This window comes from Pseudomonas sp. QTF5, from assembly GCF_000512695.2.
Lineage (GTDB): Bacteria > Pseudomonadota > Gammaproteobacteria > Pseudomonadales > Pseudomonadaceae > Aquipseudomonas.
Window position 1 is genome coordinate 1 of record NZ_AZRW02000065.1, and the last position, 12,862, is coordinate 12,862.

Consider the following 12,862-nt stretch of genomic DNA (forward strand, 5'->3'; position numbering starts at 1 on the left):
AAAAACAGTATTGCAGAAAAGGGGGTAACCATAGATGTGGGAGCGGGCTTGCTCGCGAAGGCGTCTGTCGCTACACCGCTAAACAGCAGTCTTGAACCCCTCCTCCCGCTGCAACGCCCGAGCCTCCAGTATTGCGCAACCTTCACGCGTCAGCAGGTGCACCGCCCGGGTAACACGGGTCAGGTCGCAGTCGGAATACCGTTGAGGTTGAGGCTGGACAAGATGTCGGTCAGATCGCGAACCACGGTAAAGCGGTGCATGGTGGACAAGGTGTTGCGCAGTTGTTTTTCCGCCATCAGGCCGAGCAGCCTGCTTCTCCCAGGCTACCGACCCTCACGCGTGTGCCACAAACGCAGTAGGTAAATGGTGGAATCTACTATCTCGTAGCGCATCTCGTAGTGGCCGACTTGAATTCGTCGCACATCACGCGGCCCGAACTCTTCCAGACGCTCGCCAATGCGTGGGTTGGCCAGCAGCGTGGTCGGTGTAGTCGTCAGTTGTTGTACTGTTCGTGCGGCAGCAGGTTGATTCACCGCCGCCAGAAACTCGTACAGCCGGGTAATGTCGGAAAGCGCCTTGCTTGTCCACTTCAACTCCATCAACGCGGCACCGGCAACGGTGCGTCTGTGCTGAGGCTATCAGCCCAGGACTGGACAGCCTGGTGGTCAATCACACGACCCGCGTCCACATCGGCCAAGGCTTCACGAGTAAGTCGACTGCGTTCTTCTTCCTGATCTATCCAAGCGGATAGCGCCTGTTTGACGATCCAGTTCTTGGAGCGTTCTAGACGCTCAGCCATCAAATCGACTTTCTCGGCAAGCTGCACAGGGACATGGGCTGTCACGGATCGGGTTTTCGCGTTAGTTGCCATGATCGATTACTCCTGATGTGATTTATCCTGTCTCTTTACTAATCAACTTGAATCAAAACCAATCATATCGAATAGCTATACGTCGTCAAGCGCAGCGCCAGATTGAGGTAATACCCTCGATAGACGGACGAAACAGGGTCCAGGATGTCAACTTTAGAAAGTTGAAGTAAGAAGAAAATGCAAGGGCAACGCGTGACGCGGGGGCTGGAGCTGGCGCTGACCTGCATCGTCGCGCAGATCGTCAAACCGGCTCGCGAAGCACTCAATCATCCTCATGCAATTTGATACCGCGTTTATGCAGCAGGTACGGCACCAGCAACACCAACAGCGTCAGCACCAGGAGCGAGGCCGCAATGGGTTGTGTCACAAACACCATCCAGTCGCCCTGGCTGATGGACAAGGCGTTGCGCAGTTGTTTTTCCGCCATCGGGCCCAGCAGCATGCCGACGATCACCGGGGCGACGGGGAAATCGAAACGCCGCATCAACACCCCGGCCCAGCCGATGCCCAGCATCAGAAACAAGTCGAACGTTGAGTGGCGCATGCCGTACACGCCAATGGTGGCGAACACCAGAATGCCGGCGTTCAGGTACGGCCGGGGGATTTGCAGGAGCTTGACCCACAGGCCCACCAACGGCAGGTTCAGCACCAGCAGGATGGCGTTGCCGATGTACAGCGAGGCCACCAGCGTCCAGACCAGTTCGCCGGAGGTCTGGAACAGCAGCGGCCCCGGTTGCAGGTTGTAGTTCTGGAACGCGGCCAACAGAATCGCCGCCGTGGCGGAGGTTGGTATGCCCAACGTCAGCAGCGGAACCAGCGAACCGGTGGCGCTGGCGTTGTTGGCCGCCTCGGGGCCGGCGACACCCTCGATGGCGCCCTCGCCTTTGCTGGCCGCGAACTCTTTCGGGTACTTGCTGAGTTTGCGTTCGGTCGAATACGACAGGAACGTCGGAATTTCCGCGCCACCGGCCGGAATCGAGCCAAATGGAAAGCCGATCAAGGTGCCCCGTAACCACGCGGGAACCGAGCGTTTCCAGTCGGCGCGGGTCATCCACAACGAGGTCAGGCGGTGTCGGCCCGTCGTTTCTTCCTTTTGGTAGAGCACGCTGTACAAGGCTTCACCGACGGCAAACAAGCCGACTGCCACCAGCACGACTTCGATGCCATCGACCAGCTCGGGAACCGCCAAGGTATAGCGGGCAATGCCTGAGGTCGAGTCCAGGCCGATCAAGCCGATGGTCAGCCCGATCCCCAACGAGGCGAAGCCGCGCAACATCGATGCACCGAGCACCGCCGACACCGTGGTGAAGGCCAGTACCAGAATCGCGAAATACTCCGCCGGCCCGAACTTCAGCGCCAGCGTCGCAACGAGGGGGGCGAACAGGGTCAGCAAAATCGTCGCGATGGTCCCGGCCACGAATGAACCTATTGCCGCCGTCGCCAAGGCCGGGCCTGCCCGTCCGTTGCGCGCCATGAGGTTGCCTTCCAGGGCCGTGACCATGGAGGACGACTCCCCCGGGGTGTTGAGCAGGATCGAGGTGGTGGAGCCGCCAAACTGAGCGCCGTAATAGATGCCGGCAAACATGATCAGCGCGCCGGTAGGATCGACCTTGGCGGTGATCGGCAGCAGCAGCGCTACGGTCAGCGCCGGCCCGATCCCCGGCAAAACACCGATCGCGGTACCCAGCAGGCAGCCGATAAACCCCCACATCAGATTGATCGGCGCCAACGCGGCACCGAAGCCGCTTGCCAGACTCGAGAGAATGTCCACCTTGTCGACCTCCTTCGGCCCGGATCAGATCCAGGCGTTGATCAAGGGCGGAAGGGAAACCCCTAGCCCGGCGGTGAAAAGCCAGTAAATCGGTAAGGTCAGGGCGATGCCGATGGCCAGATCCCGCACCGGGCTGCGACTGCCAAAACCGCGCGCCGAACAGGCAAACAGCAATGAGGCCGCCAATACGAAACCGATGTAGGTAATGAGCAAGGCAACCCCCACCAGTCCCGCCGTGACCCAAGTCGCCCCAGCCTTGCCGCCGGGCTGAGCCTGGGTGGTCTCGTGATCGTCGGCAAGGTAGCGAAAACCACCGGTGAGCGCCTGATAACACATCAACAGACCGACGACGCCCAGAAACGCCGCGACAGCGTAGGGATAGACGTAGGCCGCCATGATGACGAACCCCATCTCGGGCGGAAACCGCGAGGCGCCGAACCCCAATACCGCGCTGATGACGACGACACCTAAGCCAATCGCCAGTTGGGCCGGCATGACTTTCCAGCGCCCGGCCATCTCAAAGCAGCCCGACCTTGACCAGCATCGCGCGCAGGCGCCCATGTTCTTCTTCGACGAATTTGCCGAAGTCATCCCCGGTCAGAATGCTCGGTGACCATGCATTGGTTTTTACGTTTTCTTGCCAGACAGTGCTTTTAGTCGCGGTCAGGACGGCTTCGGTCAGTTCTTTGCGCTGTTCAGGCGTCAGGCCCGCTGCGCCGTAAACGCCACGCCAGTTGCCGATTGTCACGTCATAGCCACTTTCTTTGAGGGTCGGTGCGTCGATGCCTTCAACGCGGTTGGGCGCGCCGATGGCGAGCAAGCGGAACTGCTTGGACTGGACGTATTTGGCCAGCTCGGCGTAGCCGCCGGTGATCACCGTAATGTGGCCCCCCAGCGTCGCGGCGACGACTTCGCCGCCACCGGCAAAGGCGACGTAATTCACCTTGTTGACGGGGACGTCCATTTTGCTCGCCAGTTCGGCGATACCAATGTGGTCGATCGACCCCTTGGAGCCGCCACCAAACTTGATACTGGACGGGTTGGCTTTGAAGTCTTTGAGCAAGTCGTCCAGGGTTTTGTACGGTGAGTCGTCACGCACGGCAATCACGTTGTATTCGGTGAACAGCCGGGCGATCGGTGTCACGTCCTTCAAGGTGATTTGTGGTTTGTTCTGCTCGATGGCCGCGACCATGATCGCACCGACGACGATCAGGGCATTTGGGTCGCCCTTGGTGCCATTGGCAAATTGCGCCAACCCCAGGGTGCCACCGGCGCCGCCCTTGTTCTCGAAGGTAACGGACTTTGCCGTTTTCGCCTCGACCATGGCTTTGCCCAGGACGCGTGCGGTCTGGTCATAACCACCACCGACCGAACCCGGGGCCATGAACTTGACGGTGTCCAGCGCGAGAACCGGTGATGCGAGCGCGGCGGCGGTAACTAAAACGGCGAGGTTGCTACTGAATCGACGGGCCAATGCAAACATGAGTCGTCTCCGGATAGCTGTTCTTGTTGTTTTCGATCAGGGAAGAGCCCCTGTTCGTTGAACATGCGTGTGGGAATAAGCGTAGGTCATAGTTGTGTTTGTGGGCGTGTTTTCAATGGGGTTCCTGCCTGATGCCAGTCAGCGGAACCTGTGGCAGCGGGCTCCTGTGGCGAGGGGGCTTGCCCTCGTTGGACTGCGAAGCAGTCCCAAAACCTGCTACCTCGTTCAACCAGGCACACCGCATGGACCGAATTTGCGACTGCTTCGCAGTCCAACGAGGGCAAGCCCCCTCGCCACACAAGCCTCGCACCCACAGAGGTTGGCGCTTATCATGGCCGTCGGATTAACTCCCTGCCTTTTTAGAGACTGAGCATGACTTTCGATTTTGATCAGGTGTTCGACCGCCATGGCACCGGCAGTACCAAATGGAGCCGCTACCCGGCCGACGTGTTGCCGATGTGGGTGGCTGACATGGACTTTGCCGCGCCGCCAGCGATCATTCAGGCGCTGCAACAACGCCTGGAACACCCGATGCTCGGTTACAGCGTGGCTCAGGATGACTTGCGTGAGGCCATCGTCGCCGACCTGTGGAGCAAGTACGCCTGGCGCGTGCAACCCCAGGAGCTGGTCTTCCTGCCGGGTATCGAATCGGGTTTCAACATGGCCCTGCATGCGCTGGTTCAGCCGCAGCAGAACGTGGTCGTGCAAACGCCAAACTACCCGCCGCTGCGTCATGCACCGGGCCACTGGCAGTTGAACAAGGTCGAACTGGATTTCGACGCGTTGGCCGATGGTACGTATGCCACGCCACTCGATGCCTTGCGCCAGTCGCTGCAAGGGGGCGGCGCGCTGCTGCTGAGCAACCCGCATAACCCGCTGGGCAAGGTCTTCCCGCGCGAGGAACTGCAAGCGGTCGCCGACATTTGCCTTGAGCAGGACGCCTGGATCATCTCCGACGAGATCCATTCCGAGTTGTGCTTCGACGGGCGCGTGCACATTCCGACCGCCTCGCTCAGCCCGCAGATCGCCAAGCGCACCATCACCCTGATGTCGGCGAGCAAGGCCTACAACATCGCCGGTTTGAAGACGGCGTTCATGATCATTCAAGACGCAGCACTGCGTCATCGGGTCAACAACGCCCGCTGCGGCATGGTCGACAGCGTCAACCCGCTGGGCCTGGAAGCCACCCGCGTCGCCTACAGCGAAGGCGGCCCGTGGCTGACCGAGCTCATGGCCTACCTGCAAGGCAATCGGGATTATCTGGTGGAGGCGGTTCGTACGAAGTTGCCGGGTGTGACCATGAACATTCCTCAGGGCACTTATCTGGCATGGCTCGACTGTACGGCGCTGGGGCTGGACAACCCGCAGCAGTTCTTCCTCGAACAAGCCAAGGTCGGGCTGAGCGCCGGGCTGGATTTCGGCGATAACGCCCAGCAGTTCGTGCGCTTGAACTTCGGCTGCCCGCGGGCGCTGCTGGAAGAAGGGATCGCGCGGATGGAGCGTAGTTTGCGTAACCGCTGATTCTTCCACGAACTCAAGTACAACAAAGATCAAATGTGGGAGCGGGCTTGCTCGCGAAGGCGGAGTGTCAGGCGACATCCCTCTTGACTGTAAGGCAGTCTTCGCGAGCAAGCCCGCTCCCACAAGGGTTTTGTGTGCTTTTGCGGATTGCTGAAATCCAACCGAACTCAAGACAAAAGACCAGGGTCAACCCTCAACGAGCGCTTGTGGCGCTTGAGTCTTTTGCCTTGAACAGAGGAGATTTCCCGATGACTGACTATCCCCCGCTCGGCCGCCCCGGTCAACCGGTGGAAGTCGCGCCGATCTATGTGCTGCTGGCCTCGGATGAAGCCAGTTACATCACCGGCCAACGGTATGGCGTCACGGGCGGCAAGCCGATGCTTTGACGCAATTGGCATGACCTGCGTTCGGCCCCTGTAGGAGCCAGGCTTGCCGGCGAAGGCGTCCTTAAGAACGCCTTCGCCGGCAAGCCTGGCTGCTACGAAAAGCGGTTCATTCGCTTAACTGACTGGCATTGGGGCTTACCCAAGAAATCAGGGCTCTTGAGCGATCACCGAAATCTTGCCGTTGCGCTCGATGATGGCGAATTTGATCTGTTCAAGGGTTTCAATGCCCTGGCTCGAACGCGCGGCCTCCATGACATCCGCTTCCACCAGTCGTGCATGGCGCAGGCGTTTGTGCAGGAACTTGCCGTTCTCGACGATGATCGTCGGCCCACCATCGATCAACTGCGACACCCATTGCGAGCGCTGTTTGAGCAGCGAAAGCCCGACATCGATGGCAATCAGCGTGACAATCACCAACATCGAATTGGTCAGGGAAAAATCATTGCCCAGCAGCGCCTGTTGCGTCGCCTCGCCGATAATCATCAGCAGCACGAAATCGAACGTCGTCAGTTCGGCCATCGAGCGCCGACCTGCAATCTTGAACAGCACCATCAACGCCAGGTACATCACGGCCGCGCGCAATACCGAATCCATAAGTCACCTAAGGGAAAATGAATTGATCCACCTGGACGGGGGCTGCACCGGGCGAGGCGATACGACTGCGAAACAGTCCCAGCCCATCCCCACGCAACGTCAGATAAAGGCTGGCCTGCCCTTGCGCGTCCGTTTGCACCCACAGTTTCATGCCCTGCTCGCCACTGAGTGCGCGCACAGGCTCCGGTTGCAGGGTTTCGATATCGAAGCCCTCCAGCAGTTCTCCAGTCAGTTCCAGTTCAACCGTGGCATCCGGCCGGCCGATCACGCTGAGCTTCATCGGATTGGTTGAGCCATTACGGTGGAACATCTCGTACTGCACCCGGACCTTGCCATCGCTGCCATGAACGTCCCGGGAACTGAGCGGGCCGCGTGAAAACAAGCCGAGCAATGCCAGCACCACCAGCAGCACCATCACGTACCAGCCCCAGCGCTCGAATCGCCAGACCTTGACCTGATAGGCCATGTCTTCGCGTACCGGGTAATCGCGGCTGCGGGATTCGTCGTTCATTGGCCTTGCTCATCGGCCAATGCACGTTGATGAAAATACGACACCCGCTTCAAGGCATGTTCTGCGGCCAGTAACTGGACCCGGCTGCGGGACCCGAAAAACCGGTGCTGGTGAGTGAATACACGCTTGCCTTGCTCAGTCTGGTACGCCCAGGCGAAACAGATGGTGCCGGCCGGAATCCCGTCGACATCTTCCGGCCCCAGGATGCCGGTGGTGGCTACCGCGACGTTGGCGGGGCTGTCGAGCAAGGCGCCCAAGGCCATTTCGCGAGCGACTTCGCAACTGGTCAGGTTGAAGGTTTTGATCGTATGAGGGCTGACGTTGAGCAACCGTTGCTTCGCTTCGGGGGAATAAACCACGTAGCCGCTCTCGATCAGGTCCCCACTGCCCGGCACCTCGGCCAGCAAGGTCACAATCTTTCCAGCGGTACAGGACTCGGCAGTCGTCAGCCGCAAGTCGTGTTGGCGCAAATATTCGACGACGTTTTGGCTGACGTTCATGACCAGGCATCCAGGCAAGAGGAACTGCTCGGTTGACCTTCGTCGCGTGTAAACATTCCCTCGGGCAGACCGCCCTTGACCACCCGATAAAAAATGAACCCCTGGCGATGCATGCATCTCAATACTTCTAGGGGCCCCTATGCCGGGCCGCTCGCTATCTGGAGGTCGACATGTCCGCACCTATCGTCAGGCTGTTCACTCAGCCCAATTTCGTCTGGACAGATATTCGTAAGGAAGAGGAAGCGCATCCGTGCCATTACCTCGCTCATTTGCTGCTGCTCGCCTTGATTCCTGCGGTGTGCCTGTTTATCGGGACCACCTACGTCGGCTGGAGCCTGGTGGAGAACGAAACGGTCAGGCTCAGTACCACCAGTGCTCTGCAACTCTGCGGGCTGCTGTACCTGACCATCATTGTCGGCGTGGTGCTGATGGGGCTATTCATTCGCTGGATGTCGCGCACCTTCGACTCACGCCCCACCGTCAATCAGTGCATCGGTTTTGCCGCCTATACCGTGACCCCGTTCTTTCTCGCAGGTATCGCCGGGCTCTACCCCAGCCGCTGGCTGGCGATCACGGTGCTGGGGGCCGCCTCCCTCTATTCGACGTTTCTGCTGTTCATCGGTTTGCCGATTTTCATGCACGAGCGCAAGGAGCAAGGGCTGCTGAATGCGGCGAGCGTATGGGGCGTCGGGCTGTTGGTGCTGGTGACGATTCTGGTGGAAATGATTCTGCTCTGGTCCAACTATCTGAGACCTGAGTACTTGCGCGTGACCGGCGTTTGACTCTCCTGATTCCGCCATCCGCCCGCGGTCGGCGGTACACCTCCGAGAACCGGACATGAGCTTCATTGTATGGGTGGCGGTGTTGGGTGCGGTGCTGCTGACCCTGGCGCTGACCTCGTCCTATCTGCGCTGGATGCCGGTCACCACGTCGGCGGTGTGCCTCGTGCTGGGCGTGGCGATCGGTCCGGCGGGCCTGGGCTTGCTGAAGCTGGACGTCAAGGACGCAGCGTTCTGGATGGAGCATCTGACGGAAGTCGCGGTGCTCTTTTCGTTGTTTGTCTGCGGGCTCAAATTGCGCCTGCCGCTCAAGGATCGCCGGTGGCGGGTAGCGTTCGGCCTGGCGGGACCGGTGATGATCTTGACCATCATTGGCGTCTGCCTGTTGCTGCATTACGGTTTTGCCTTGGCCTGGGGGCCGTCGCTGCTGATCGGGGCGATTCTGGCCCCTACCGATCCGGTACTGGCTTCGCTGGTTCAGGTCAACGACGCCAAGGATTACGATTCGGTGCGCTTCGGGCTCTCCGGTGAGGCGGGCCTTAACGATGGCATCGCCTTCCCATTCGTGATCCTCGGTTTGTTGTTTGTGCAACAGAGCGGCGATAGCGAGGCCTGGCTCGGTGAGTGGGCATTGAAAAGTGTGCTGTGGGCGGTGCCTGCCGGCTTGCTCACCGGTTACTGGATGGGCCAGGGCATTGGACGCTTGACTTTGTCGATGCGCATCCGCAATGCCGACAGCACCCTATCCCCTAATGACTATCTGGCCCTGGCCCTGATCGCGCTGGCTTACGTCGCGGCCGAGGAGATCAATGGCTACGGCTTTCTGTCGGTATTCGCCGCCGGCCTCGGATTGCGTCAGGCGGAAGTCAAATCCACCGGTGCCCCCCTGATGCCCGCCGAGCATCTGGTGCAACCGGTAGTCGGTCACCAGAATGTCGAACCCGAGGCTGCCGTGCATGGCGACGTGGCGAATCTGCAGGAAACCCAGGTGGCGGCCGGCATCATGATGGGTGACATGCTGGCCTTCGGCAGTCTGGTGGAGCGTGCCATGGAAGTGTTTCTGGTGACGCTGTTGGGGGTGGTGCTGATGGGGCATTGGGACTGGCGAGCGTTGGTGATTGCGTTGGTGCTGTTCTGTGCCATTCGCCCCTTGTGCGTAGGGCTCATGCCGTGGGGGCGCTTGCTGGACGGCCGCCAGCGACTGTTGATCGGCTGGTTCGGGATTCGCGGCATCGGAAGCTTTTATTACCTGTTCTACGCCTTGAACCATGACCTCGGTCCGGCGGCAGCGACGCTGTGCACCGATCTGACATTGTCGGTGGTGGCGCTCAGCATTCTGGCGCATGGCATCAGTACTCAACCGATGCTTAGTCGTTACGAGCGACGCAATCAGCAAGAAGTTTGACGGCTTCCCTGCGCGCTCATTTCTTCGCTCAACCTGCACTGAACAGCAACGGGCATTCATGCAGGTTGCACGACAAACGTCGTTTGAAGTCGATTACAACCCACTGTTTTTACTGGTTTTATCGTAAAAATTGAAACGGGCACGGGAAATGCTTCAGCAGTGTGAGCGACAACGGCAGAAAGACCCTGTGCGCTTGACCCGTGACTAAACAAGAGGTTTGACCATGAACGCCATTGACCTGTTGAAAGCCGACCATGAACGCGTAAAAGGCATCCTGACCCAGTTGAGCGAGTCCACCGAGCGTGGAGTTAAAAAGCGCACCGAGTTGCTGGCCAAACTGGAAATGGAAATCGCGATTCATACCCGTCTGGAAGAGGAAGTGTTGTATCCAGCGTATAAAAAAGCCGGGGGCAAGGAGCAGGACATCATGTATTACGAAGCCAAGGAGGAGCATCGCACCGTCGATATGCTGGTACTCCCCGACCTGAAAACCACTGATCCCTCCACCGTCGAATTTTCCGGTCGAGTGAAAGTGGTCAAGGAGCTGTTGGAACATCACATTGAAGAAGAGGAAAAGGAAATGTTTCCTCAGGCAAAAAAACTGCTGGGTAAAACGACACTCGATGAACTGGGTGCAGAGATGGAAAGCCTGAAAGCCCGATACAAAAAAGAGCTGGGCGCGCCCAATCTCGCTGCTTGATGGGGGAATAGCACAGCCCGGCAAATAACTTACGAGAGTCTTGAGTCAGGGAGAAACCTGTGGTGAGGGAGCTTGCTCCCGCTTGAGTGCGTAGCGCTCATAAAAATCGGCAATTCAATTATTGTCAGATTTTTGGGGCCGCTACGCAGCCCAACGCGAGCAAGCTCGCTCGCCACAAAGGAGCACTCACTTCATTGCCAAGGCAATGACTTCCACCAGATTAAGTTGGGTGAAGGGCTTGGACAGGCGCGGAAGTCTGGACGCGAAGCCTTCCAGGCGTTCGGCGTAACCGGTGGCGAGGATGATCGGCAGGTGTGGCCTTATGACCCGAATAGCCTGCGCCAGTTGTGCACCACTCATCTTGGGCATGACCATGTCCGTAATGACCAGGTCAAAATCGTGCTCGCTGTCGAACAGCTCCAGTGCCTGTGCGCCGGACGCTGCACTGATCACCCGATGGCCCAGGTCTTCAAGCAACAGACTGGTACTGGTCAATACCAGGCTGTCGTCATCCACGACCAATACACACAAACGTGGCACCCGTGACACGGCTGTATCCTCGGTAACGAGTTCGGTAGTTAAGCCGGCGAGTGCGACGGGTAACCAGAGTTCGGCAGTCGTGCCGACGTCCTTCTGACTTTTCAGAATGAAGCGCCCACCCAGTTGCTCTGTAAACCCATGAACCATCGACAACCCGAGGCCAGTGCCTTTGCCTACGCCTTTGGTGGTGAAGAAGGGGTCCATTGCCGAGGCCAGGGTAGCGTCATCCATGCCCTCCCCCGTATCCGTGACACTCAGGCAGACATAACGGCCTGGCGTCAGGGACAATTGCGACTGATCGTGGATTTCTTCTGTTTGGGCGCTGATGACAAGTTTTCCACCCTCGGGCATGGCATCGCGGGCATTGGTCGCCAGGTTCAATACCGCCAGTTCGAGCTGATTGACGTCGGCAATGACCGGTTCGAGTTCAGGCGAAAAGCGGGTTTCTATGTTCACCGCAGGCCCCAGAGAGCTGCGCAACAGCCCGGTAATCCCCTGTATCAGCGTCGGGATTTCGACGGATTCAGTCTTGAGCTCCTGACGCCTGGCAAACGCTAGCATGCGCTGAGTCAAGGAAACGCCACGCAAGGCGCCTTGAGTGGCGTTGTCGAGCAAACGGGTAATTCTCGGGTCGTCTGCCGCACGTTTACGAACGATTTCCAGATTGCCGAGAATAACGGTCAGCAGATTATTGAAGTCGTGGGCAATCCCCCCGCTGAGTTGACCGATGGCCTGCATCTTTTGCGCCTGAAACAACGCTTCGCGGGTTTTTTCAAGGGCTTGTTGGGCTAGGGTCACCTCGGTAATGTCCCGAGTGATTTTGGCAAATCCCAGCAACGTGCCGGTTTCGCCCCAAATCGGGTCGACCACGACATGCGCGAAATACCGCGTGCCGTCCTTGCGCACGCGCCAGGCCTTGTTTTCGAATCGCCCCTCACGCGTTGCAATCTCCAGCGCCCGTTGCGGCTCGCCGGCTTCACGATCTTCAGGGGTGTAAAACATCGAGAAATGTTGGCCGATAACTTCTTCGGGCCGATATCCCTTGATTCGCTGAGCCCCCAGATTCCAGTTGGTCAGGCGTCCATCCGGGGCGAGCATGTAGATGGCGTAGTCGGTGACGCTTTGCACCAGCAGCCGGAACTGCTGCTCGCTTTGTTTGAGGGTTTCTTCGGCCATTTTACGGTCGGTCAAATCCCTGGTGATCTTGGCAAAACCCAGCAATTTGCCCGACGGATCGAGAATGGGATCGATGATGACGTGGGACCAGAAACGCGTGCCGTCCTTGCGAACCCGCCAGCCCTCGCCCTCGAAACGCCCTTCGCGAATGGCGGTATCAAGGGCGCGCTGAGGCCGGCCGGCCTTGCGGTCCTCTTCGGTATAAAAACGCGAGAAATGCTGGCCAAGAATCTCCGCCTCCTCATACCCTTTGAAACGCTTGGCGCCAGCGTTCCAGCTGGTGATGATGCCATCGGGGTCAATCATGTAGATCGCGTAGTCGATCACAGCATCGATCAGCAGACGAAAGCGCATCTCCTCGATGGCGTTGGTCTTGGTCCGGTCATCGCTCATGGATCCCTTCCCTTATTGTTGTACTTCTGGAGTATGCGACAAACCGCACGTTTGGAAATTCAAAAAAACCAATACGGTTGGTGTGCCGCAGTGACGCGGCGGATTATCGGTACACGTATTTGACGATATAGGCATGCAGATCGTTGTAGACAAAGTCCGGCACGTGTTCAGTGCGCATTCCACGCCATCCGGACACTCAGCCCACCAACATCCGGACACTCGTTCCACGCTC

13 protein-coding genes and 2 pseudogenes are annotated in these 12,862 nt (G+C 58.8%); 5 read left to right on the forward strand and 10 right to left on the reverse strand.

Annotated features, from left to right (window positions below; genetic code table 11):
- Positions 1-78: 78 nt before the first annotated feature.
- The 6 genes and pseudogenes from IC37_RS28035 to IC37_RS28060 form a co-directional block, all read right to left on the reverse strand.
- A pseudogene (locus tag IC37_RS28035) lies at positions 79-263 on the reverse strand (hypothetical protein); the annotation flags it as partial.
- 60 nt (positions 264-323) lie between these two features.
- Positions 324-599, reverse strand: coding sequence for a type II toxin-antitoxin system RelE/ParE family toxin (locus IC37_RS28040; RefSeq protein ID WP_030129433.1), 276 nt, complete (start codon positions 597-599; stop codon positions 324-326).
- Positions 599-871, reverse strand: coding sequence for a CopG family ribbon-helix-helix protein (locus IC37_RS28045; protein ID WP_030129432.1), 273 nt, complete (start codon positions 869-871; stop codon positions 599-601). The genes IC37_RS28040 and IC37_RS28045 overlap by 1 nt, the downstream gene beginning before the upstream one ends.
- A gap of 262 nt (positions 872-1,133) precedes the next feature.
- Positions 1,134-2,642 carry a tripartite tricarboxylate transporter permease gene (locus IC37_RS28050; RefSeq protein WP_030129431.1) on the reverse strand — a complete coding sequence of 503 codons (1,509 nt, stop codon included), beginning with the start codon at positions 2,640-2,642 and terminating at the stop codon, positions 1,134-1,136.
- Positions 2,643-2,666: 24 nt separating this feature from the next.
- On the reverse strand, positions 2,667-3,158 hold the full coding sequence (locus IC37_RS28055) for a tripartite tricarboxylate transporter TctB family protein (RefSeq protein ID WP_030129430.1): 492 nt from the start codon (positions 3,156-3,158) through the stop codon (positions 2,667-2,669).
- A gap of 1 nt (position 3,159) precedes the next feature.
- A complete protein-coding gene (locus IC37_RS28060; RefSeq protein WP_030129429.1) occupies positions 3,160-4,125 on the reverse strand; it encodes a tripartite tricarboxylate transporter substrate binding protein in 966 nt (321 codons plus the stop codon).
- Between the two features lie 372 nt (positions 4,126-4,497).
- On the opposite strand from IC37_RS28060, the gene IC37_RS28065 reads away from it, so the two are divergent.
- A complete protein-coding gene (locus IC37_RS28065; RefSeq protein WP_030129428.1) occupies positions 4,498-5,646 on the forward strand; it encodes a MalY/PatB family protein in 1,149 nt (382 codons plus the stop codon).
- A 263-nt stretch (positions 5,647-5,909) separates the two neighbouring features.
- Positions 5,910-6,032 (forward strand): annotated as a pseudogene (locus IC37_RS28070) (SDR family oxidoreductase); the annotation flags it as partial.
- A 147-nt stretch (positions 6,033-6,179) separates the two neighbouring features.
- Here the strand turns inward: IC37_RS28070 and IC37_RS28075 are convergent.
- Genes IC37_RS28075 through IC37_RS28085 form a run of 3 tightly spaced genes read right to left on the reverse strand, consistent with a single transcriptional unit; the run spans position 6,180 to position 7,637 of the window.
- Positions 6,180-6,626: a DUF421 domain-containing protein gene (locus IC37_RS28075; RefSeq protein WP_030129427.1), complete on the reverse strand. Its 447-nt coding sequence runs from the start codon at positions 6,624-6,626 to the stop codon at positions 6,180-6,182.
- Between the two features lie 7 nt (positions 6,627-6,633).
- Positions 6,634-7,137 (reverse strand): hypothetical protein, encoded by a 504-nt coding sequence (locus IC37_RS28080; protein WP_030129426.1) that lies wholly within the window; start codon positions 7,135-7,137, stop codon positions 6,634-6,636.
- The gene (locus tag IC37_RS28085) at positions 7,134-7,637 is read right to left on the reverse strand and encodes a CinA family protein (protein ID WP_030129425.1); all 504 of its coding nucleotides are present in this window, start codon (positions 7,635-7,637) and stop codon (positions 7,134-7,136) included. Before IC37_RS28085 ends, IC37_RS28080 begins: the two co-directional genes overlap by 4 nt.
- Before the next feature lie 170 nt (positions 7,638-7,807).
- Between IC37_RS28085 and IC37_RS28090 the strand changes: the two genes are divergently transcribed.
- The 3 genes from IC37_RS28090 (at position 7,808) to IC37_RS28100 (ending at position 10,521) form a co-directional block, all read left to right on the forward strand.
- Entirely contained in the window at positions 7,808-8,419 is a 612-nt protein-coding gene (locus IC37_RS28090) for a Yip1 family protein (protein ID WP_030129424.1), read from the forward strand.
- A 55-nt stretch (positions 8,420-8,474) separates the two neighbouring features.
- Positions 8,475-9,821 (forward strand): sodium:proton antiporter, encoded by a 1,347-nt coding sequence (locus tag IC37_RS28095; RefSeq protein ID WP_030129423.1) that lies wholly within the window; start codon positions 8,475-8,477, stop codon positions 9,819-9,821.
- A gap of 223 nt (positions 9,822-10,044) precedes the next feature.
- On the forward strand, positions 10,045-10,521 hold the full coding sequence (locus IC37_RS28100; RefSeq protein WP_030129422.1) for a hemerythrin domain-containing protein: 477 nt from the start codon (positions 10,045-10,047) through the stop codon (positions 10,519-10,521).
- Positions 10,522-10,707: 186 nt separating this feature from the next.
- Here the strand turns inward: IC37_RS28100 and IC37_RS28105 are convergent, their stop codons facing one another.
- A complete protein-coding gene (locus IC37_RS28105) occupies positions 10,708-12,630 on the reverse strand; it encodes a PAS domain-containing sensor histidine kinase (protein ID WP_030129421.1) in 1,923 nt (640 codons plus the stop codon).
- Between the last annotated feature and the right edge of the window lie 232 nt (positions 12,631-12,862).

Bases quoted from the DNA above. Each gene is read 5' to 3' on its own strand.
- IC37_RS28040 (WP_030129433.1), bottom strand. From the start codon at position 599: ATGGAGTTGAAGTGGACAAGCAAGGCGCTTTCCGACATTACCCGGCTG.
- IC37_RS28045 (WP_030129432.1), bottom strand. From the start codon at position 871: ATGGCAACTAACGCGAAAACCCGATCCGTGACAGCCCATGTCCCTGTG.
- IC37_RS28055 (WP_030129430.1), bottom strand. From the start codon at position 3,158: ATGGCCGGGCGCTGGAAAGTCATGCCGGCCCAACTGGCGATTGGCTTA.
- IC37_RS28060 (WP_030129429.1), bottom strand. From the start codon at position 4,125: ATGTTTGCATTGGCCCGTCGATTCAGTAGCAACCTCGCCGTTTTAGTT.
- IC37_RS28065 (WP_030129428.1), top strand. From the start codon at position 4,498: ATGACTTTCGATTTTGATCAGGTGTTCGACCGCCATGGCACCGGCAGT.
- IC37_RS28075 (WP_030129427.1), bottom strand. From the start codon at position 6,626: ATGGATTCGGTATTGCGCGCGGCCGTGATGTACCTGGCGTTGATGGTG.
- IC37_RS28080 (WP_030129426.1), bottom strand. From the start codon at position 7,137: ATGAACGACGAATCCCGCAGCCGCGATTACCCGGTACGCGAAGACATG.
- IC37_RS28085 (WP_030129425.1), bottom strand. From the start codon at position 7,637: ATGAACGTCAGCCAAAACGTCGTCGAATATTTGCGCCAACACGACTTG.
- IC37_RS28090 (WP_030129424.1), top strand. From the start codon at position 7,808: ATGTCCGCACCTATCGTCAGGCTGTTCACTCAGCCCAATTTCGTCTGG.
- IC37_RS28095 (WP_030129423.1), top strand. From the start codon at position 8,475: ATGAGCTTCATTGTATGGGTGGCGGTGTTGGGTGCGGTGCTGCTGACC.
- IC37_RS28100 (WP_030129422.1), top strand. From the start codon at position 10,045: ATGAACGCCATTGACCTGTTGAAAGCCGACCATGAACGCGTAAAAGGC.
- IC37_RS28105 (WP_030129421.1), bottom strand. From the start codon at position 12,630: ATGAGCGATGACCGGACCAAGACCAACGCCATCGAGGAGATGCGCTTT.